This is a genomic window from Corallincola spongiicola, assembly GCF_004284785.1.
Taxonomy (GTDB): domain Bacteria; phylum Pseudomonadota; class Gammaproteobacteria; order Enterobacterales; family Neiellaceae; genus Corallincola; species Corallincola holothuriorum.
Window position 1 is genome coordinate 149,907 of record NZ_SHLY01000002.1, and the last position, 20,446, is coordinate 170,352.

At 48.5% G+C, this 20,446-nt stretch carries 20 protein-coding genes; 16 read left to right on the forward strand and 4 right to left on the reverse strand.

The features are described from left to right. Positions 1 to 29: 29 nt before the first annotated feature. Positions 30 to 2,600 carry a penicillin-binding protein 1A gene (locus tag EXY25_RS06325; RefSeq protein WP_130566146.1) on the reverse strand — a complete coding sequence of 857 codons (2,571 nt, stop codon included), beginning with the start codon at positions 2,598 to 2,600 and terminating at the stop codon, positions 30 to 32. Positions 2,601 to 2,797: 197 nt separating this feature from the next. Between EXY25_RS06325 and EXY25_RS06330 the strand changes: the two genes are divergently transcribed. The 9 genes from EXY25_RS06330 to EXY25_RS06370 all read left to right on the forward strand — a co-directional run bounded on the left by EXY25_RS06330 (position 2,798) and on the right by EXY25_RS06370 (position 11,790). After that, positions 2,798 to 3,877 carry a pilus assembly protein PilM gene (locus tag EXY25_RS06330; protein ID WP_205695289.1) on the forward strand — a complete coding sequence of 360 codons (1,080 nt, stop codon included), beginning with the start codon at positions 2,798 to 2,800 and terminating at the stop codon, positions 3,875 to 3,877. Further along, the gene (locus EXY25_RS06335) at positions 3,865 to 4,449 is read left to right on the forward strand and encodes a PilN domain-containing protein (RefSeq protein WP_130566147.1); all 585 of its coding nucleotides are present in this window, start codon (positions 3,865 to 3,867) and stop codon (positions 4,447 to 4,449) included. Before EXY25_RS06330 ends, EXY25_RS06335 begins: the two co-directional genes overlap by 13 nt. Next, positions 4,446 to 5,045, forward strand: coding sequence for a type IV pilus inner membrane component PilO (locus EXY25_RS06340; RefSeq protein ID WP_114339599.1), 600 nt, complete (start codon positions 4,446 to 4,448; stop codon positions 5,043 to 5,045). The genes EXY25_RS06335 and EXY25_RS06340 overlap by 4 nt, the downstream gene beginning before the upstream one ends. Further along, a complete protein-coding gene (locus EXY25_RS06345; protein ID WP_114339598.1) occupies positions 5,045 to 5,560 on the forward strand; it encodes a pilus assembly protein PilP in 516 nt (171 codons plus the stop codon). The genes EXY25_RS06340 and EXY25_RS06345 overlap by 1 nt, the downstream gene beginning before the upstream one ends. Before the next feature lie 22 nt (positions 5,561 to 5,582). After that, entirely contained in the window at positions 5,583 to 7,655 is a 2,073-nt protein-coding gene (locus EXY25_RS06350) for a type IV pilus secretin PilQ (RefSeq protein WP_130566148.1), read from the forward strand. Positions 7,656 to 7,810: 155 nt separating this feature from the next. Beyond that, on the forward strand, positions 7,811 to 8,326 hold the full coding sequence (aroK, locus tag EXY25_RS06355) for a shikimate kinase AroK (RefSeq protein WP_114339596.1): 516 nt from the start codon (positions 7,811 to 7,813) through the stop codon (positions 8,324 to 8,326). A gap of 16 nt (positions 8,327 to 8,342) precedes the next feature. Beyond that, complete coding sequence (gene aroB / locus EXY25_RS06360) at positions 8,343 to 9,410, forward strand: 3-dehydroquinate synthase (RefSeq protein WP_130566149.1); 1,068 nt, start codon at positions 8,343 to 8,345, stop codon at positions 9,408 to 9,410. Positions 9,411 to 9,440: 30 nt separating this feature from the next. Next, positions 9,441 to 10,964: an SPOR domain-containing protein gene (locus EXY25_RS06365; RefSeq protein ID WP_130566150.1), complete on the forward strand. Its 1,524-nt coding sequence runs from the start codon at positions 9,441 to 9,443 to the stop codon at positions 10,962 to 10,964. Then, complete coding sequence (locus tag EXY25_RS06370) at positions 10,957 to 11,790, forward strand: Dam family site-specific DNA-(adenine-N6)-methyltransferase (protein ID WP_130566151.1); 834 nt, start codon at positions 10,957 to 10,959, stop codon at positions 11,788 to 11,790. Before EXY25_RS06365 ends, EXY25_RS06370 begins: the two co-directional genes overlap by 8 nt. 2 nt (positions 11,791 to 11,792) lie before the next feature. Here the strand turns inward: EXY25_RS06370 and EXY25_RS06375 are convergent, their stop codons facing one another. From EXY25_RS06375 to EXY25_RS06385, 3 genes are all read right to left on the reverse strand, one after another. Then, a complete protein-coding gene (locus EXY25_RS06375; RefSeq protein ID WP_246019515.1) occupies positions 11,793 to 11,966 on the reverse strand; it encodes a DUF2970 domain-containing protein in 174 nt (57 codons plus the stop codon). Between the two features lie 37 nt (positions 11,967 to 12,003). Beyond that, positions 12,004 to 12,327 (reverse strand): hypothetical protein, encoded by a 324-nt coding sequence (locus tag EXY25_RS06380; protein ID WP_130566152.1) that lies wholly within the window; start codon positions 12,325 to 12,327, stop codon positions 12,004 to 12,006. A gap of 157 nt (positions 12,328 to 12,484) precedes the next feature. Further along, entirely contained in the window at positions 12,485 to 13,195 is a 711-nt protein-coding gene (locus EXY25_RS06385) for a TorF family putative porin (RefSeq protein WP_130566153.1), read from the reverse strand. A gap of 289 nt (positions 13,196 to 13,484) precedes the next feature. Between EXY25_RS06385 and rpe the strand changes: the two genes are divergently transcribed. The 7 genes from rpe (at position 13,485) to astA (ending at position 20,433) form a co-directional block, all read left to right on the forward strand. Then, positions 13,485 to 14,153 carry a ribulose-phosphate 3-epimerase gene (gene rpe, locus EXY25_RS06390; protein ID WP_114339590.1) on the forward strand — a complete coding sequence of 223 codons (669 nt, stop codon included), beginning with the start codon at positions 13,485 to 13,487 and terminating at the stop codon, positions 14,151 to 14,153. Beyond that, complete coding sequence (locus EXY25_RS06395) at positions 14,154 to 14,855, forward strand: phosphoglycolate phosphatase (RefSeq protein ID WP_130566154.1); 702 nt, start codon at positions 14,154 to 14,156, stop codon at positions 14,853 to 14,855. 33 nt (positions 14,856 to 14,888) lie between these two features. Beyond that, entirely contained in the window at positions 14,889 to 15,893 is a 1,005-nt protein-coding gene (trpS, locus tag EXY25_RS06400; protein ID WP_130566155.1) for a tryptophan--tRNA ligase, read from the forward strand. Positions 15,894 to 16,040: 147 nt separating this feature from the next. Further along, entirely contained in the window at positions 16,041 to 16,643 is a 603-nt protein-coding gene (locus EXY25_RS06405) for an anthranilate synthase component II (RefSeq protein WP_130566156.1), read from the forward strand. 129 nt (positions 16,644 to 16,772) lie between these two features. Then, positions 16,773 to 17,960: an HDOD domain-containing protein gene (locus EXY25_RS06410; RefSeq protein ID WP_130566157.1), complete on the forward strand. Its 1,188-nt coding sequence runs from the start codon at positions 16,773 to 16,775 to the stop codon at positions 17,958 to 17,960. Positions 17,961 to 18,170: 210 nt separating this feature from the next. Beyond that, positions 18,171 to 19,385, forward strand: coding sequence for an aspartate aminotransferase family protein (locus EXY25_RS06415; protein ID WP_130566158.1), 1,215 nt, complete (start codon positions 18,171 to 18,173; stop codon positions 19,383 to 19,385). 28 nt (positions 19,386 to 19,413) lie between these two features. After that, on the forward strand, positions 19,414 to 20,433 hold the full coding sequence (gene astA / locus EXY25_RS06420; protein WP_114339584.1) for an arginine N-succinyltransferase: 1,020 nt from the start codon (positions 19,414 to 19,416) through the stop codon (positions 20,431 to 20,433). Positions 20,434 to 20,446 lie beyond the last annotated feature (13 nt).

Below are 20,446 nucleotides of genomic sequence, written 5' to 3' on the forward strand. Positions count from 1 at the left end.
ACTAAGGGGATCACACTCCGTTTATCTGTTTAGAACAGTTCCTCAGAGCTTTGTTGGTCAGAGCTCTCATCACTGTCGAATGGATTGTCTTGGGTGGCTTCGGCAAACGTGGTGGGTTCACTGCCTTGGATGAAATACTCGAATCTGGATGTGTGGTCTGCTCTTCTCGCTAGCTTACCTGTTTCACGATCGATACGAACACTGACGATCCCTTCCGGTGTTGCCATTCTGGCCTCTTTTTGGCCTTTGAGGCTGGCTTGCATGAAAGTAATCCAAGCGGGTAGCGCGGTTTTTGCTCCAAACTCCTTGCCCGTGATCTGCTCCTTGCCCATGTTGGCATTACGTGAAGCAGCGCCTAGGTTGCGTTGATGATCGTCAAAGCCGATCCATGAGGTCGCAACCAGGTTACTGTTGTAGCCGGAAAACCAAGCGTCTTTCGCTTCGTTGGTGGTACCTGTTTTACCTGCAATATCCCGGCGCTTCAGCTGTCTGGCCGCGCGCCAGGCGGTACCGTTCCAACCCGTACCATCTCGCCAGCTGCCTCCTCCCCATACGGCGCTGTTTAGTGCTTGGGTGACAAGGAATGCGTTTTGGGCTGAGATAACACGTGGTGCTAGCTGCGCAGGCTCTACCGGAGTGGCAGGACTAATTGGAAACTCGTCATCAGCGCTCTGTTTTGGTATTGGCGTGCAATCGCTGCAGGCTACTTTGGGAGTACTTTGAAAAATGATATTGCCCTGAGGGTCTTCAATCTTCTCGATCAGATAGGGCTCTACGAGAAAGCCACCGTTGGCAAAGACGGCAAAAGCTGTGGCGACTTCCATCGGTGTCAGCGACGCAGAACCAAGGGCTAGAGATTCATTTCTGGGTAATTCGTTGATATCGAAGCCGAATCGCGTCATGTAACGGCGCAGATCTTGAAGTCCAACCGCCCGTAACAAGCGCACTGAGATAACGTTTTTCGATTTAGCCAAGGCGACGCGCAGTCGAGTTGGCCCTTCGTAGACTGGCGGTGAATTCTTTGGTCGCCATGCCGTGCCCTGACGGGAGTCCCATTGGTTGATGGGCGCGTCATTAATGATGCTTGCTAAGCTGAAGTTATCTTCAAGAGCGGCTGAGTAGATAAAAGGCTTAATGTTTGAGCCGACCTGGCGCTTAGCCTGAGTCACCCGATTGTACTGGCTGAACTGGTAGTTAAAGCCACCGACTAACGCTTCGATGCCACCGTTTTTTGGATTGAGTGCAACAAGTGCGGCGTTGGCTTCTGGTACTTGAGCCAGTGACAATTCTCCCTCTTCGTGAGTGCGTATCCAGATTTGATCGCCAGGACTAACTATTTCGGCTGCTGTCTTCGGTGCTTTTCCCTGGCGCTCATCAGAGATATAAGGGCGTGCCCAGTTCATCCCTTCCCATGGCATGGTACTCAGCAAGCCGCCGCGAACAGCGACTTCCGCCGTTGTTTCCGATACGGAAATAACCACCGCTGGTAGCAGATCGCCGACGGGTGAGACATCATCCAAATAATCGAAAATCTTCTCGGTCGTCCAGCCTTCGCTTGTCGGTACTATCTCACTGTTGTTTTGCTGCGCTTCGTCTGAGCTGATAAGGGCATTTGAACCGTCCTGCCAAAGCTGCTTCACTGCACCGCGGTAGCCGTGGCGAATATCATAAGCGAATAGATTACCGACAACCGCCTTTTCGGCTGCTATCTGTGCTTTGCTTTGTACTGTTGTATAAACGTTGTAGCCGCCGGTATAAGCCTCATCTTCGCCGAGCAGGTTAATGATTTCCTGACGAACCATCTCTGACAGATAGGGGGCGTAAATACCCACTTGAGGGCCGTGATATTTTCCTGTGATGGGGGCTGCATCTGCTTCTGCGAAACTCGCTTGATCAATTGCGCCGACCTCTAGCATTCGCCTTAGTACGTGATGTCTTCTGTCTTTGGCGCGTTCAGGGGAGCGGATTGGGTTAAGTAAAGAGGGAGCTTTGGGTAAGCCAGCAATAACCGCGATCTGAGCTAGAGATAATTCATCAACTGATTTGCCGTAATAAACTTCTGCTGCAGCGCCGACACCATGGGCACGATAACCCAAAGGGATTTTATTTAAATAAAGTTGGAGAATTTCGTCTTTGGTTAAAAGTTCTTCAATATGCCAAGCGAGAAATATCTCTTTAATTTTTCGCATGTATGTTTTTTCCCGAGATAGGAAAAAGTTACGTGCTACCTGCATGGTAATTGTGCTTGCCCCTTGACGCTTCTCACCTGTCATTAATAAAGAGGTGAATGCGCGGGCGATACCAATGACATCGATGCCTGGGTGGTCATAAAATCGCCAATCTTCCGTCGCCAGAAACGCATTAACCATGGTCTCCGGGATCTGTTCCATTTCCAATGGAATTCGTCTTTTTTCGCCAAACTGGGAAAGTAAATGACCGTCAGCGCTATAAACCTTCATTGGCGTTTGTAAGCGCATAGTTTTTAACGTATCTACATTGGGTAGTTCGGGCGCTATATAAAAATAAAGGCCAATAACAGCCAATGTACCGGTCAAAAAGCAGCTGATGAATGCTATCGATAGCCATTTAATCCACTTCACGGTGGCAGACTCCAGGGGGACTAATTTTCATTTCTGTGATCAGAGAAGGCTAGTATAGGGATCTCGCTCATAAATAACGAATAGTTTTGAGAACTCTACTGTTGGATGGCGACTCGAACTGTTCTATGCTAACAGCCAGAACCAAAAAATTAACATAATAGCAATCTTTCTATTTTCAGGGAGTTTGGCGAGGGGTCATGCTGAAGGGCTTTTTAGAACAGCAAACCCCCCCGATGGTCGGCATAGATATTGGCTCGAATTCAATCAAAGCCGTGTTGTTATCTAAAACAACAGACGGATTTAGATTGGATGGCGTGGCTCAGATGCCGGTACCAAAAGGGGCGGTTGTAGATCACGAGATTCAGGACATCGAGGCCGTTGGTGGAGTGATTAAAACACTTCGCAAACGTTTTGACAGAAAAGTGCGCCTGGCGGCGGCTGCTGTCAGTGGCTCGTCCGTCATGACTAAAGTGATTTTCATGGATGCGGCTCTGTCTGACAATGAGATGGAAGAACAGATCCGGATTGAAGCAGATAACTTAATTCCGTACGCATTGGATGAAGTGAGTTTAGACTTTGAGACCATTGGTCCCAATCGTGCAGATCCAACCAAAGCTGACGTATTGTTGACCGCTTCTCGCACAGAGAATGTGGAAGCGCGTGTTAGTGCCCTTGAAGAGGGTAATTTCAGCGCCAAAGTGATCGATGTTGAGGCTTACGCGCTGGGCCGCAGCGTCGAATTGATGGTGGCACAGCTCGAAGGCTACTCTGAGAAAAGTGTTACTGCGGTGGTCGATATCGGTTCAAATATGACAACCTTTAGTTTTGTCGTAGATGGTCAGATTGTGTATACCCGTGAGCAAGCTTTTGGTGGTGAGCAATTTACCCAGTCGTTGATGTCTTATTACGGTATGGAACATGCCGAAGCCGAGACGGCCAAACTAACTGGCGAACTTCCGCGTAACTACACGTTTGAAGTGTTGGCGCCGTTTCAAACATCGTTGATTCAACAGCTGCGAAGAACTATTCAGATTTTTTCGACCTCAAGCGGTTACGATAAAGTCGATAATTTAATTCTTGCCGGTGGTACCGCACAGCTTGAAGGTATTGTGCAACTGCTTTCAGATGAGTTAGGTGTGGAAACTATCGTGGCTAACCCCTTTAGCGGTATGACATTGGCTGATGAAATAGCCCCGGAAGCGATAACAACGGATGCAGCAAAATATGCTGTTGCCTGCGGCCTAGCATTAAGGAGTTTTAGCCAATGGCACATATAAACCTCCTTCCTTGGCGCGAAGAGGCGCGTAAGCGTCGCCAAAATGCCTTCACTGCGATGCTTGGAGCGACTGTATTTGCGGGTGTTTTGTTGATGTATGGTGTTTACTCTATTGTTGATGGTGTCATTGACAGCCAACGTCATCGAAATGCGTACCTACAGCAGGAAATTCAAGTTCTGGATCGTCAGATTGCAGAGATTAAAGAGCTGCGCAAGAAAAAATCTGAACTGGCACAACGTATGAAGTTGATTAGCGACCTGCAGAAGAACCGGAATATGGTGACGCGGGTATTTAATGAATTAGCATCATCAGTACCTGGTGGTGTATACATGACGGAACTTGACCGCAAGTCTGGCAATATCCAGATTGTTGGGCGCTCCGAGTCTAATAATCACCTTTCTAATTTGATGCGCCGTGTCGTGAATTCAAGTTGGTTGACTGATCCAACCTTGCAATCGATTCAGGCAGATCCGAAAGAACCGAAGTTGAAGAGCTTCTCAATGCGTCTTCGTATCAAAGAAGCTGCAGCACCTGTTGCTGAAGACGCTAAGCAGAGGGGAGCTAAACGATGAAATTTGACTTGAAAGAGCTGAATGAAATCGATTTCAATGAGTTGGATCTTAACAATATGGGCGAATGGCCTTCTACGGTTAAGGCCATATTCATAGGGATCGTTGGTGTTCTTACTTGCTTCCTGTTTTATTACTTCATGATCGGTGACCAGCTCGACGATTTGTCGCGAGAGCAGGCACGTGAAATTGAATTACGGGAACAGTTTCGCTCGAAATATCATTTGGCCGCGCGGGTGAAAACCTACCGTGAGCAGATGAAAGCGATGGAAGAAACGTTCGAAAATTTGCTGCGTATCTTGCCGTTAAGTCATGAAACACCGGGTCTGTTGGACGATATTACCTATGTCGGCACTACCCATGGCCTCGAGTTCGTTAACATTAACTGGGAACCCGAGCGGCCACAGGAGTTTTATATCGAGCTGCCTATCGCGATCGTTGTTGAGGGTGACTATCACCAATTTGGTGACTTCGTGTCAGATGTCTCAGCATTACCACGAATTGTGAGTCTCCATGACTTTTCTATTAAGCGTATAGATGAGTCGAAGTTGCAGCTGAGTATTTTAGCTAAAACATACCGCTACAAGGAGGCTCAGTAATGAAGAAGTTAGCATTGCTCGCCTTGGTTAGTGCGGGACTTTATGGTTGCGGAGACGATATTAGCGATCTACAGGAGTTTGTTTCCTCCGTTAAAGCGACGCAGTCAGGTTACGTTGAACCTATGCCTGAAGTTGCGCCGTTTCAGCATGAAGATTACGTGGCGAGTGAATTGAGAAGCCCGTTTGTGGCGCCTCAGCCTGAGCTTATCGTAGAAGCGGTTGAAGTAGTAAAAGATTGCTTAACACCTGATGTCAATCGTATTAAAGAGCCTTTGGAAGCTTATGCGATTGATAATCTGACAATGAAGGGCACCGTTGGTGATGCCGAAGGTCTTTGGGCGTTGATGCAGACTGATGACGGAGGCTTGTTCCGTGTGAGAGCCGGTTATCATATGGGGCTCTATTTCGGATTGGTGACGCAAGTGCGCCGTGATGGTTTAGATCTTATCGAGTTAATCCCTGACGGCTCAGGCTGTTGGGTAGAGCGCTACACCGATGTGGCACTTGCGGAATAATAAGTAGAATTCAGGAACGGATATGTTTAGTGAACGGACGGTGAGGCATTTAGGCCAAGTTGTTGGGTCGATAACTTCGGGAGAGTTGAGAGCCGTGATTTCTAATAGGCTAGTAACACTGTTCTTATGCCTGCTGCTGACGCCAAGTGCAGTGAATGCAGCGCAACTCAAGGACATCCGCTATAACGCGGTCGTGGAAGATCTTCTGGAGATCGAACTTGTATTCGATGCGCCGGTTGAAGATCCAGAGAGTCGGGTGAACCATCGCCCTACAGAGATTGAGTTTAGATTTCCTGACGTCACGTCAGATCTGGATCTGCGTAGTATCCCAATTGATAAGGCCGATGTTCGTGGCTTGAGTATTCAGGAAGGTTTCCGTGGTATGAAAATGGTGGTGGGGCTAAAATCCCTGCGTCCTTATCGTACCCAGCGGAAAGGTAACTCCTTTATTATCAGCATTGGTAATGAAGTCGTTGCTGGGCCGACGCCTGATGACGTTTTCCTTAATCGAATTAATGCTCTCGATTTTCGACGTGGAGCGGAAGGCGAAGGTCAGTTCCTTGTTTACCTTGAAGGCCAATCTGCTGCGGTGGATGTGACGCAAAAGGGTGAGAAGCTGATCGTTGAATTCCATAACACTGACATCATGAAAGAACTGATCTACATGATGGATGTTATTGATTTTAATACGCCAGTGAAAACCATCGAGACATTTAAAGGGGAAAACTATACTCAGTTTATGGTCGAACCATTAACTGACTATACCTACAACTACTATCAGTTAGATAATCTCTTTACCTTGACTGTTTCCCCCATCTCGGAAGACGAAGATGATGTGTCAGACCAATACGCAGGTCAGCCTATTTCGCTTAACTTCCAGGATATTCCTGTGCGTACTGTTTTACAGATTATTGCTGATTACAACGGATTCAACCTTGTAACCACTGATTCTGTGGATGGCAATATTACACTTCGTTTAGACGGTGTGCCTTGGGACCAAGCGCTTGATATTATTTTGAAGGTTAAAGGCCTTGGTAAGCGAGTAGAGGGACGCATCCTGATGATTGCACCTTCTGAGGAGCTGGCGGTACGTGAAGCTAACGAATTAAAAGCGGAGCGTGAAGTTAAGGACTTGGCGCCTCTGTACTCTGAATATATTCAGGTTAACTATGCTAAAGCTGCGGAATTGACTGCGATTATTACCTCTTCTGAATCTTCATTGCTGTCGAAGCGTGGTGCTGTTTCTATGGATGAACGTACCAATACTCTGTTGGTTCGCGATACCGCGGAACGCTTAGAAGATATCCGTCGCATGATTGATGTACTTGATGTGCCGGTTAAGCAGGTGATGATTGAAGCGCGAATGGTGACTATCAATGATGGTGTTCAGGAAGATCTTGGTATCCGTTGGGGTATCACTGATACCTTCGATGATGGTGCAACGTCCGGTACCCTTGAGGGGGCTGACGATGCAGCTGCAGGTATTGTTCCTGACTTAGCTGACCGCTTGAATGTAAATCTTCCGGTCGCGTCACCAGCGGGTAGTATCGCATTCCAGGTAGCAAAACTGGCGGATGGTACCATCCTTGATTTAGAGCTTTCTGCTTTAGAGCGCGAAAATAAGGGTGAAGTGATTGCGAGTCCACGTATCACCACGGCTAACCAGAAACCGGCTTATATCGAACAGGGTACAGAGATCCCATTTGTGGAATCAGCTTCTTCTGGTGCGACATCTGTGACCTTTAAAAAAGCGGTGTTAGCGCTACGTGTTACACCGCACATTACGCCTGATGACCGTATTATTCTCGATTTGGTTATTACTCAGGATACCAAAGGCGATACCGTACCTACTGGTACTGGTCTAGCGACGGCAATTAATACCCAGGAAATTGGCACGCAAGTTTTGGTCAATAACGGGGAAACCATTGTTCTTGGTGGTATCTATCAGCAGGAAATTAAGCGTGCGGTCAGTAAAGTGCCGCTGCTTGGTGACTTGCCTGGCGTAGGCTGGATGTTCAGAAATACCAGCGATACCAATGAGAAGAAAGAGATCCTGATCTTTGTAACACCAAGGATTGTGACTGAAACTTTCTAACTGGTAGTTAGCTTAAAAAGGGGAGCTTGCTCCCCTTTTTTGATCTTAATTGCCAAAGGGGTACTGTTCCTGAGATAATGGTAGATTGTTCGCGGGTCCTTAACTCTTTAAGGAGAGACCAAGGTTTCACTCTGTTTAATCGGCTGTAGACGGCAATGGCAGAAAAAAGAAATATATTCCTAGTAGGCCCCATGGGGGCTGGTAAAAGTACGATTGGGCGTCATTTGGCGCAAGAACTTCACCTAGAATTTTATGATTCTGATAGCGAAATTGAGAGTCGCACAGGCGCTGATATCGCGTGGGTGTTCGATATTGAGGGTGAAGAGGGCTTTCGCGCTCGAGAAGAGACAGTGATTAATGATCTAACAGAGTTGCAGGGCATTGTGCTTGCAACAGGTGGTGGATCGATCATGAGTAAAGAGAACCGAAATAAGTTATCTGCTCGCGGTATCGTTGTCTATCTCGAGACTTCAATTGATAAGCAGTATGCGCGTACGCAGCGTGATAAGCGTCGGCCTTTATTACAGACCGACGACCCACGTAAGACGTTAGAAGATCTGACCGATGTCAGAAACCCTCTGTATAGCGAGATCGCCGATTTGACTGTGAAGACGGATGAGCAAAGTGCTCGTGTCGTAGCAAATCAAATTATCAAGGAACTCGGTTTTTAAGATAGTGGTGCAGGATATGAGCGTCCTTCAGGTTGTATTGGGTGAGAGAAGTTATCCCATTACTATTGCTCCAGAGGCCTTTCGGGCCGCTGGTGCTGTGGTCAAATATGTGCGTGGTGATCGGGTAATGATTGTCACCAATGAGACCGTGGCGCCGCTTTATCTGGCGCAACTCGAAGCCGCTCTGACCAGCAAGAAAGTTGCTTCTGTGGTTCTACCTGACGGTGAATCGTATAAAACCCTTGATACCTTGAATCAGGTGTTTACCGCGTTGCTTGAAGGAAACCACGGGCGTGACACCACGGTTATTGCTCTAGGTGGAGGTGTTATTGGCGATATGGCCGGCTTTGCCGCCGCGTGCTATCAGCGCGGGGTGCCGTTCATTCAAATACCAACGACCTTGCTTTCACAGGTCGATTCTTCTGTTGGTGGTAAAACAGCCGTTAACCACCCTTTAGGAAAAAATATGATTGGGGCGTTCTATCAGCCTCAAGCAGTTTTTATCGATACCCTCTGTTTAGGGACATTGCCTGCAAGGGAGTTCGCAGCAGGGATGGCCGAGGTGATTAAGTACGGTATTATTGCCGATGAGCCCTTCTTTGAATGGTTAGAGCAACATGCGGACGAGTTGCAGGCGTTACAGCCAGAGGCTTTGCGTTATGCGATCGAACGTTGTTGTCAGATAAAAGCGGATATCGTTGCCGCTGATGAAACAGAAAAAGGTGTTCGCGCGTTACTTAATCTGGGGCATACATTTGGTCACGCAATAGAAGCTGAACAAGGGTATGGTCAATGGCTACACGGTGAGGCCGTGGCAGTGGGCATGGTGTTAGCCGCAAAAACATCATTAGCGCTTGGTTTGATTGATGAAGCTATGTATCAACGGCAAGTCGCACTCATTCGACTTTATGACCTTCCTGTCGTTCCTCCTGCTGAGATGGACTTCGATTCTTTTATGACGCATATGCAGCGTGATAAGAAGGTATTGCAAGGTAAACTTCGGCTTATTTTGCCAGAGAGAATAGGTCGCTGTGCGATGTTTGACGATGTCGAAGAGGCCGTGTTGCGTTCAGTGCTGGCGTAATGACGCCTATACCCTATTGGAGGGGTGTGTTTGCAAAACGTTCAACACAGTGAAGGCGAATTGTTTGTCTCACAACAGCAGCTGCACGAGCGGTTAGGCTTTCTCGTCGAATTCGATTCAAATATTGTGCTACTAAAAGGTAGCACCGGAAGTGGTCGAAGTACGACACTGCTCAGTTATGTCACCAATCACGACACCACAACTAATCATGCTTTCGTTCAGTGCCAATCGGACGCTGATGTTTGTCACTATCGCCACCAAATACTGACGCAGCTGATCACTAATCCCTTGTTTGATGAAGCCGATCCCCTGTCTGATAGTTTATTGCGGATGTTGCCTGATGAACCGCAAAGAATGTTAGTGGTGTTGGACGATTGCCAGTTTTTCAGCAATGAAGTTTGGCAGGAAATTGCTGAGTTAATTATCACCTTTCGCAGAGATGGAAAGCATCAATTATCGGTGATTGGCTCCATAGATAGCTCAGCTAACCTGTCACTGGCCAGTTTGGTTGGTGATGGCGTCGTAGAGGTGGCTATGCCACCTTTGCCGATGGAGGAACGCCGCCATTTTCTATCTGAATTACTCGCGGCAGAGCCATCTATGCTGCTCAACAGCGAAGCGATTGAACGTCATCTCGCATTAGCAAAATCACCTGCCGCCGTTATGGCGCTGGCAACAAAAATTATGGGAGGCGGTGTGAAGAAAACAGCATTTCCGTGGCAACATGCAGTGCTAGCGGGGTTGGTCACTGCGCTGCTTATCGCTTTGTTGTTGTGGGAATTCCAGCCATCTCCCGACGATGCTTCTCCGCGCGTTGAACCTCCCCCTGTAACTGAACGGCTACCTGACGATGAAAAGCTATCTGATCAGGCAATTGGAGAAGAGGTCGTAAAAGCGCCTTCTGTACCGGCAGAGAACCCGATATTGAGTGCCGATGAGTTACTGCCTGCTGAATTGACCGAACCGCCAGTGGAGATTGAAGCTGCGCCGCCAAGTGGTCAAAATGTGGTAATCGAGATCCCCGATGAGCTGCTGATTGAGGCTGAACAGCAGAACTTGCTGCCAGTATCTCCTTCCGTCCCGCCGATCTCGACCGAGGAAAGCGATGGCGATGAGTCAGGTGCAGAGGAGACCGACCCTGCCACAGTGGTTCCTGAGGCGAGCTTGGATGTCACCCCTGAGACAGGTGAGCAAAAAGTCGTAGCTTTGCCGATGACGCAAGAAGATGCGGAAGTTCGCCAGCGCATATCTGCGTGGCCAACAGAGCATTACACACTGCAACTCGGTGTATTTTCTGACGAAGCCGTTCTTGCACGTTTTTACCAGCGAGCAGAAATTGCGCTACTGAAGGATGATATTCTCGAGTACATTGTGACGAAGAAGGGGCTGCCTCGTCATGTGCTTATCTTGGGGAACTTTGCTACTCGTGCAGAAGCTACGGCATACCTGCAAGCGTCTTCGGCAGATCTGCGCGCCTTAAAGCCTTGGACAAAAAGTGTTGCAGCTGTGCAAGCGGATATAACGGAAGCGCAGGGGGCTGCGCGTAGTGAGTAGTAAAGTGCGTGCTTTCCTAAAGTGGGCGGGCGGAAAGTATGGGTTAGTTGAAGAGATCAACCGGCGCTTACCCTCGGGTGATACCTTAGTAGAACCTTTTGTAGGTGCTGGCTCGGTATTTATTAACTCTGATTATAAAAATTACCGATTAAACGATATTAATCCTGATCTGATTGGTCTTTATCGGCTCCTAGCAGATCAGGGGGATAGGTTTATTGCTGCGGTGAAACCGCTATTCTCGGAGCAGCATAATACGCCAGAAGCTTACTATCATTGGCGACAAGTGTTTAATCAGAGTGCTGATCCTGAATTGCGTTCGCGACTCTTCCTCTACTTGAATCGTCACGGCTATAACGGACTTTGTCGTTACAATAAGAAAGGTGCTTTTAATGTGCCTTTTGGTCGTTATAAGCGCCCATATTTTCCAGAAAAAGAGATGGCATTCTTTGCTGAGAAAGCGAAACGAGCCACGTTTACCTGTATGCCATTCGCCGAGGTGATGCGGGCTACAGCGCCAGGCGATGTCGTGTACTGCGATCCTCCCTATTGGCCGCTTAGTCCCACTGCCAGCTTTACCTCCTATCATGGTGCGGGATTCAATCGCGCCGAGCAGGAGTCTTTGGCGCTGGTAGCGCAAGAGGTTTCCTCAAAAAACGGGGTGCCCGTGTTAATCAGTAACCATGAGGTAACCGAGACGCGAGCACTTTATGCTCCTGCTAATCTCGATATAGTCCGTGTTAAGCGTACTATCAGTCGTAATGGGTCAGGGCGGCAAAAGGTAAGTGAGTTGCTTGCTTTTTACGAGGGGCGGTTAGTCGCGGAATAGGCTTATTTATCTAGTACCCAGCTAACGACAGCTATCAGCGTTAGCACCAGCATTGATGCCATAACGATGCCAGCAATGATAAATGGCACCGGATTGTGGTACTGAAAATCTTGTTTTCTCGCCGCTTCACTCTGCACGCCAAAGAAAGCCGATACCACCGCTCTTATGACTCGCAACGGGTGAACTGATATCGTCGGGAGTTGCAATTCAGCCCTAGCTCTGGGGTTCTTTCGGCGAGATAGGCTTATCAGTAGTATTCGAACGGGATAGGAGTTCAAGCAGATCTATGAAGTGATATTCTGCCGAACGGCTATCGCCAGCTAACCATGCCCACCAGCTTTCATTTGATGCTTTGTTTTGCAATGAGCAGCGGTTTGCAGGGTGGCTGACCGGAAGGCTGGCGTCAAAAGTAATGCTCTCTGCTTCGCAGGAACATGCGTCACCCAGGCTTGCACTAGTGGGCCACTGATGGAAAGCAACAATAGAGCTTAAAACTACGGTTGCTGCACTTGATAAAAAGATCTTCGAACGAATCATTTCACTGCCTCCCTGACAGAGATACAGACAAATATACCACTGCTAATAAAGGGAAACTATGCTTGGAGTGTTAAATAAAGGTTAAATTTTGAGCGGTGTATGCTGTGGCAAGGAATAACGCCGCCCGATGGCGGCGTTTATGTTACGGCAGTTGTTCTTACAGATCGAAGTCAACAGCGTAAGAAACAGCAACTTTAACATCGTCTAAGTTGCCGCCGTCGATGTCAGTTTTAGAAACCAACAGACCGAAGCCGCCTTTAGACAAGCTTACGCTGTAATCGGTATAGCTGTCGCCAAACCAATCTTCTGCAGAATCACCGCTGAAGTTACCTACGTGTAGGCCAAGCTCTAAGCCTTCTGAAATTTCAAAAGCGGCGTCAGCATAGACGTAAACCCAGTCATCATCCTGGCCATCGCTGAATGCGTCATCGCCAGAGTTAACCAGTGTTGCTGCACCTACGGTGAAGTAAGAATAGCTAACAGAACCATATACCTCGCCTAAGTCGATTTCAGCGCTGTCGTCTGGATATGCATAGTAGATGTAACCTACGTCATAACCGAAGTCACCAACTGCTCCAGCGTAGCCGAAGTAGAAGTCTGCTTCGTAAGATGCGTCGAGTCCGGATACTTCATCACCACCAAAATCTACGTTTGATGCCCATGTACCTACATAGATACCTGAAGAATGTTCATAGTCGATGCCACCCTGTACGGCTGCGCCGTCATCAGTTTGGGTCACACCACGCCATAAGTAGTTGCTAGTTACGCTAGCGTTGGCTGACAAGCCTTCGATGGCGTATGCGTTAGTAGAAGCGAGTGCTGCAACACCCAAAACTGAGCTGATAGCTAAAGAAAGTGCTTTTTTCATTTTAGTATTTTCCTGGGTTTGGAATTATCGCTGTGGTTAAAGCGATCATCGTGCCAGTTTTTTTAACGCCATGAAAAGTAATGGTTAATATGATTTTTGGCCTTGGCGCCGCGGGAAGGGATATCAATTTTTGTAACATCATGGTGCATTAGTTTTACAAAACATTTATCGGCGCATTGTTTTGGTGCGTCGCTTTAATTGAGTGCATCCTTCGCGAAAACTGGAGCTGAAAAACTGCCTACTTTTTAGTACACTGCGTCTCTCTTAATAGCTCGGCGAGAAACCACTCATGCAACCTTATCTACTTGCTCCCTCTATCTTATCTGCAGATTTGGCCCGTTTAGGTGAAGAGGTCACCCATGTGCTTGAGGCGGGGGCGGACGTTGTGCATTTTGATGTGATGGATAATCATTACGTGCCGAATCTCACTTTCGGCCCGATGATTTGCCAGGCATTGCGAAACTATGGCGTGACTGCGCCAATCGATGTGCATTTGATGGTGTCACCGGTAGATGAGCTGATCGAACAGTTTGCCGATGCGGGCGCGAGTATGATCAGCTTTCATCCGGAGGCGAGCCAGCATGTCGATCGTTCGTTGCAACTTATCCGAGACAAGGGTTGTAAGGCCGGGTTGGTGTTGAATCCGGCAACGCCACTGCAGGTGTTGGACTACGTATGGGATCGTTTGGACTTTATCTTATTGATGTCAGTTAACCCTGGGTTTGGTGGGCAGGCGTTTATCCCTGCAACGCTGGCTAAGATCGAAGCGGTGAAACAGCAGATAGAGCAGCGTGGCCTGAATATTCGTTTAGCTGTCGATGGTGGCGTGAAACAGGATAATATTGTCGAGATCGCCAAAGCTGGCGCAGATATGTTTATTGCGGGTTCAGCCATTTTTGGCCAAGGTGACTATAACGAGGTGGTAGGCCAATTCCGTCAAAAGTTGGCCACCGTTTAAATGCCGTCGTCCTTTCGTCAGATCCGTGCCATTGCATTTGATCTCGATGGTACGCTTCTGCACAGCGCGCCAGACCTGCACTACGCGGTTAACCAGATGCTGATTGAACTTGGCCGTGAACCGGTGTCACTAGGACAGGTAACGGGTTGGATCGGGAATGGTATCGAAGTCCTTGTGCAGCGTGCGCTCAGCCGTAGTTTCAAAGTTGATACTCGCTTGGAGCCAGAACTTGTTGAGCAGGCGTTGGGCTTGTTTAAGCTGTTTTATGCCAATGCACTACACCGCTTTAGCTCGCTATATCCTGATGTAGAAGCCGTGTTGATGGCGTTGAAAGCGGCAGGCATGAAACTGGCCATTGTTACTAATAAAGCGACCGAGTTTACCTTACCGTTAGTCCAACAGTTCGGTTTGTCAGGTTTGATTGACTTGGTGGTCTGTGGTGACACGCTGCCACAGAAAAAACCGAGTCCCGATCAGTTGCTATATTGTGCCGAACATTTTGATATCTCCGCTACTGAGTTACTGATGGTGGGAGATTCTAGGAATGATATTCAAGCCGCAAAAGCAGCCTTGAGCCCGAGTATTGGCTTGACCTATGGCTACAACTACGGGGAAGATATCGCTCTTTGCAACCCGGATCGGGTACTTAATCAACTAGCGGAGCTTCCGGCGCTGTTATTATCTGTGCCTGAATCCGTGTAACTAATTTTTCAAAGCATTTGCAGGAACATTCACATGTCTAAACCCATCGTCCTTAGCGGCGCGCAGCCTTCCGGCGGTCTTACCATTGGTAACTATTTTGGCGCCATACGTAACTGGATTACGTTACAGCAGGACCATGAGTGCTTATTCATGCTGGTGGATCTGCATGCGATCACGGTCCGCCAAGAGCCAGCGTTGCTGCGCGAGCGTACCTTTGATGGCATGGCGTTGTATCTCGCTTGTGGTTTAGATCCACAACAGAGCAGCGTGTTTGTCCAGTCACATGTGCCAGAGCATGCTCAGTTAGCTTGGATATTGAACTGTTATACGCAGATGGGTGAACTGAATCGAATGACTCAGTTTAAAGATAAGTCGCAGAAAAATGTCAACAATATCAATGTTGGCTTGTTTGGTTATCCGGTATTGATGGCGGCAGATGTATTACTGTATCAAGCCAATAAAGTACCTGTGGGCAATGACCAAAAACAGCATCTAGAGCTGACTCGCGATATCGCGACCCGTTTTAACAATCTTCATGGTGATACTTTTGTAGTACCGGACCCCTTTATCCCTGAAGTGGGGGCTCGGATCATGAGCCTGCAGGAGCCAGAGAAGAAGATGTCAAAATCGGATGATAACCCGAATAATTTTGTCTTGATGTTAGAGGAACCAAAGAAGATCGAGAAGAAGATTAAACGGGCGATGACCGATTCTGATGAGCAGGCGCGGATCTATTTCGATCAGCAAGAGAAAGCAGGTGTATCCAATCTGCTGACATTGCTGAGCTGCGCGACAGGCGAATCCGTGGAAAGTTTGGTGCCGCAATACGAAGATAAAATGTATGGTCACTTGAAGAAAGACGTTGCCGATGCTGTGGTCTCGATGTTGACGCCTATCCAACAACGTTATAAAGAGCTGCGTGAAGATGAAACGGCATTGACGCAGATAATGGCGGTAGGTGCAGAGAAGGCATCAGCGATCGCTTCTGAGACCTTAAAAACGGTGTATGAGCGCGTCGGTTTAGTCGCTCGTCCTTAAAGTATTGTTACCGCAATAGAAGGGCTGTCATTGAAGGCAGCCCTTTTCTTTTCAGACGATTGCTTGGCGTATGGCGCACGTCGGTTTTGCCTTAAGATTTATACTGAGAGTTGAGTCTATAGGCGGTTATAGAGTAGGTAGAGATAGATGCTGTTAATGATCGATAACTATGATTCGTTTACCTATAACCTGGTGCAGTATTTTATGGTGCTCGGCCAGCAGGTCGAGGTGGTTCGTAACGACGAAATAACGCTGGCTGAGATCGAGGCGCTAGCACCAGAGTACCTGGTGATCAGCCCGGGTCCCTGCACTCCTGATGACGCTGGTATCTCGCTGCCGGCTATCGAGTACTTTGCCGGTAAGCTGCCTATCTTGGGTGTCTGCTTAGGTCATCAAGCGTTGGGGCAAGTTTTTGGTGCGACAGTCACTCTTGCCAGGCAGATGATGCATGGCAAGACCAGTGCCATTAGCCATCGTGGCGAAGGGATCTTTTGTGGATTATCGAACCCACTCACAGTGACTCGCTATCATTCGTTGGTGCTGGACGCTGCGAGCCTTCCCTGCTGCCTTGAAGTGACCGCCTGGACTTGCGACAGCAATGGCAAGATGGATGAGGTGATGGCAGTTAGGCATAGAGATATTGCTGTGGAAGGTGTGCAATTTCATCCTGAATCCATTCTCAGTGAGCAAGGGCATGAACTGCTGGATAACTTCTTAACGCGTTACGCGCCATCCTGCTCCTCGATTTGAATTAGCTACTGCGCTTGCTTTTGGTGCTGGTGTATTTCGCTGGCATCACATTTACTCATTGTTAGGCGGGTGTTCATAAGGAAAGCCGTTAGAATGTGAGAGACGATTATTGATCCCTTGAGTATCTAAATGGCATCAGCAACAACGCCGTCGCGGGGGCGTTTTCATTCTCAATCATCACAAACCAGCGACCATGAGACCGAGTTGGATCTGAATGGATCCGCTCATATCCTCGAGCAGCGTCACTTGGATTATCTTTGTGGCATACCTTTCCATACCCCCTCTGAGCTCATTGAGTCTAGTGATGAACAGCAGGTCAAGCTGCAGGGACTGGCTATTGATCAGCAGCGTCGACAACAGCATGCGCAGCGACTGGCACAGAAAGAGATGCTGAGGGCAACCTTAGTGCAACGGATCACCGCCCAAACTGAAGCGAAATTGACAGAATTACTCACTGGTGATTGGCCGGTTGTGCTTCAGCAACTGCCGATCAATCCCAAGCTCACTGAGTCATTAGCCATGTTGGCGCTTGATGCGCCAGCATCCCACCTGGAGCAGCAGCTACGGCAGCTGTCCTGGCTGACACGAGAATTGCTCGCCACGGTTAATTCGCCGTTATTCAAGCAAAGCCACGCAATTACGACGCCAATAGTTGACCTGCCCCATGCGCTGGCGAGTTTTGGTCAAGAACGCTTGAAGCAGCTGTTAGCGCGACATTTATGTGAACAGATGTTGCCGGATGATAATCGACCTTTCGCAAACTCTGCTCGGCGGCTTTGGCAACATGCGCTGGTCAGTGCGAATGCCGCGCATTATTTGGCAGAGAAGCAGGAGTTAGATCCCTATCTCGCGGGTCGTTTAAGTTGGGTCAACAGTTACGGCTCGCTGACGCTATTGAGGTTGATTAAGCAGATCTTTCTGGCACTGTGTGAGCATCACATGCAACAGGCAAGGTTGACAGCTAAACCTGAGATCCATCAATTGCTTAGCGAGCTAGATCTTCCTGCTACCATGCTCAAAAGGCAATTCTCCCGTTACCAGAAAGTGATCACGAAAGCGCTATTGCCGCAGATTTCTCCTGAATGTAAAACATGTGTTACAGTCAGCCGAGAGCTGCATAGTTCGTTGCCGTGGAAACTCACCTCGCCATACGCTCGAATCGTGAAGTTTGCTAGCTGTTATAGCCAGTATCTATGCTTGAATGAACAGCGTCGGATACAGCTCGATGAGGCTGTAAAGTTAATGGCACAGTACGGTTTTTCAGGTGACGATCTACAGGAATTAACACGGCAAAATCTTAAAAAAGCGCGTGCATAGCCATAAGTTGAGTTTGTTATGCAATAACTATGCATTTAAATTGGGTGTTTAGTGCTTATTTTGCATATTTAGTCGTTGTTTAATCAAAATTTCCCTTAGTTGTTCGCATTGGTAATAATGCGGTTACATTAGAGTAGGCTCGGCTGCATTGATATTGAGCAATGAATAGCCAATGTGCCTTCACAAATTCCCGGCCATAGGAGCCAAAATATGTCAGAGTCGAACGTTTCTCGAGCCCTTTTTGATGAAGTAATGGTGCCCACCTATGCACCTGCGAAGATGATCCCAGTTAAGGGAGCAGGTTCACGGGTATGGGATCAAGAGGGACGGGAATATATCGACTTCGCGGGTGGCATCGCTGTGAACTGTCTGGGTCATTGTCACCCTGCCATGGTTGACGCGGTGAAGGCGCAAGCAGACAAGCTTTGGCACTTGAGCAATGTGTTTACTAACGAGCCAGCACTGCGACTCGCTAAGCAACTCACGGAAGCAACCTTTGCAGACAAGGTGTTTTTTGCCAACTCAGGTGCAGAGGCGAATGAAGCAGCGCTGAAGTTGGTGCGGCGCTATGCCGTTGAGAACTTTGGTGAAGAAAAAGACCAAATTATCTCTTTCAAACAGGGTTTCCACGGCCGAACTTTTTTCACTGTCACAGTCGGTGGGCAAACCACTTACTCTGATGGCTTCGGCCCTAAGCCTGGTGCGATTGAGCATTCCCCCTATAACGATTTGGCAGCGCTGGAGGCATTGTTTTCTGATCGTACCTGCGCCGTGATGATGGAGCCGCTGCAAGGGGAAGGTGGAATTATTTCTGCTGATCCTGAGTTTGCGAAGGGCGTTAGAGCGCTATGTGACAAATTTAATGCACTTTTGGTGTTTGATGAGGTGCAAACAGGGGTTGGTCGTACTGGCGAGCTATACGCTTATATGGGGCTGGGAGTGACACCTGATGTGCTGACTACGGCGAAAGCATTGGGTGGCGGCTTCCCTATTGCAGCCATGCTCACCACGGATAAATTAGCGCCTTCCCTGAAAGTCGGGACTCACGGTAGTACCTATGGTGGTAATCCGATGGCTTGTGCCGTGGGTGAGGCGGTTCTTTCGTTGGTGAATACGCCTGAAGTACTGGCGGGTGTTAAGCAGAGAGAACAGTGGTTCCGTGATGCTCTGAAGCAAATTAATGAAAAACATCAGGTATTTGCTGAAATTCGTGGTCAAGGGCTGTTGGTTGGCGCGGCATTAAACGAAAAGTACGCTGGCCGTGCGCGAGACTTCTTAATGGCGGCTGTCGAAGAGGGCACCATGATGTTGGTGGCTGGACCGAATGTGCTGCGTTTTACCCCGTCATTGATTATTCCCGAAGCCGATGTAAAAGAGGGATTGGCTCGATTTGAGCGCGCCGTTGCTAAGATCGTGACTGCTTGATAGCCGGGATATAGAGGGAGGTATAGCTATGTTAGTGATCCGTCCTATTAGAGAATCGGACTATGCGTCGCTTTATCAAATCGCCTGCGAATCGGGGATCGGTTTTACCTCCTTGCCTGTCAATGAAGAGTTGCTGCGCTCCAAGATCACTCGAGCTGTTCGTTCTTTCTCCCGTCGAGCTCATAAACCGGGAGCGGAAAGTTACTTGATGGTGATGGAAGACACCGAATCCGGCGATGTGGTTGGCACATGTGGCATTGAGGCGTGTGTTGGCTTGACCGATGCCTTTTATCACTACCATGTTGGGCAAGTGGTGCACTCTTCCCGCGAATTGAAGATCCATAATATGGTGGAAACGCTGACTCTGTGTAATGACTACACGGGGGCGGCCGAGCTTTGTACGCTATTCCTGCGTGAGAGCCACCGTAAAGGCTTGGCAGGTCGTTTGCTGTCTCGTAGCCGTATGTTACTGATGGCCGAGCATCCAGAGCTGTTTGGTGCCCCTGTGATCGCAGAGATGCGTGGAGTGTCCGACGAACATGGCCGCTCACCTTTCTGGCAATGGTTAGAACAGCATTTTTTCTCCATGGATTTTCCAACCGCCGATTACCTCACGGGTATTGGCCAAAAAGTATTTATTGCCGAATTGATGCCGAAGTACCCTATTTACGTCAACTTGCTGAGTAAAGCGGCGCAAGAGGTGATTGGTCGTGTTCATGAGAAAACACAACCAGCCTTGCAGCTACTGAAAACAGAGGGGTTTAGGTGTAAAGGTTATGTCGATATCTTCGACGCTGGGCCAACGGTTGAGGCTGAACTAAGCCAGATCCGCAGTGTGCGTAGCTCCCAGCGTCGGCATGCGTTGCTCGCAGAGGTCGACAAAGGTTCGCTGTATATGATCGCGAATACCCAGTTAGCTCAGTATCGCTGTACCTTGGTTGAGGCCGTGCTCGATGATGAAACCGGCGCCATAGTGATATCGCCTGAGGTTGCAGATGTTTTATGTGTAAAGCAGGGGGATCCTCTGCGTGTACTGGCCGTGAAGTAAGCCACGAGGAATA

Excerpts from the sequence above, each read along its gene's own strand:
- EXY25_RS06345 (WP_114339598.1), top strand. The coding sequence starts at position 5,045 with ATGAAGAAGTTAGCATTGCTCGCCTTGGTTAGTGCGGGACTTTATGGT.
- EXY25_RS06330 (WP_205695289.1), top strand. The coding sequence starts at position 2,798 with ATGCTGAAGGGCTTTTTAGAACAGCAAACCCCCCCGATGGTCGGCATA.
- EXY25_RS06380 (WP_130566152.1), bottom strand. The coding sequence starts at position 12,327 with ATGATTCGTTCGAAGATCTTTTTATCAAGTGCAGCAACCGTAGTTTTA.
- EXY25_RS06340 (WP_114339599.1), top strand. The coding sequence starts at position 4,446 with ATGAAATTTGACTTGAAAGAGCTGAATGAAATCGATTTCAATGAGTTG.
- aroB (WP_130566149.1), top strand. The coding sequence starts at position 8,343 with ATGAGCGTCCTTCAGGTTGTATTGGGTGAGAGAAGTTATCCCATTACT.
- EXY25_RS06405 (WP_130566156.1), top strand. The coding sequence starts at position 16,041 with ATGCTGTTAATGATCGATAACTATGATTCGTTTACCTATAACCTGGTG.
- aroK (WP_114339596.1), top strand. The coding sequence starts at position 7,811 with ATGGCAGAAAAAAGAAATATATTCCTAGTAGGCCCCATGGGGGCTGGT.
- EXY25_RS06395 (WP_130566154.1), top strand. The coding sequence starts at position 14,154 with ATGCCGTCGTCCTTTCGTCAGATCCGTGCCATTGCATTTGATCTCGAT.
- rpe (WP_114339590.1), top strand. The coding sequence starts at position 13,485 with ATGCAACCTTATCTACTTGCTCCCTCTATCTTATCTGCAGATTTGGCC.
- EXY25_RS06415 (WP_130566158.1), top strand. The coding sequence starts at position 18,171 with ATGTCAGAGTCGAACGTTTCTCGAGCCCTTTTTGATGAAGTAATGGTG.
- EXY25_RS06410 (WP_130566157.1), top strand. The coding sequence starts at position 16,773 with ATGGCATCAGCAACAACGCCGTCGCGGGGGCGTTTTCATTCTCAATCA.
- EXY25_RS06335 (WP_130566147.1), top strand. The coding sequence starts at position 3,865 with ATGGCACATATAAACCTCCTTCCTTGGCGCGAAGAGGCGCGTAAGCGT.
- trpS (WP_130566155.1), top strand. The coding sequence starts at position 14,889 with ATGTCTAAACCCATCGTCCTTAGCGGCGCGCAGCCTTCCGGCGGTCTT.
- EXY25_RS06385 (WP_130566153.1), bottom strand. The coding sequence starts at position 13,195 with ATGAAAAAAGCACTTTCTTTAGCTATCAGCTCAGTTTTGGGTGTTGCA.
- EXY25_RS06350 (WP_130566148.1), top strand. The coding sequence starts at position 5,583 with ATGTTTAGTGAACGGACGGTGAGGCATTTAGGCCAAGTTGTTGGGTCG.
- astA (WP_114339584.1), top strand. The coding sequence starts at position 19,414 with ATGTTAGTGATCCGTCCTATTAGAGAATCGGACTATGCGTCGCTTTAT.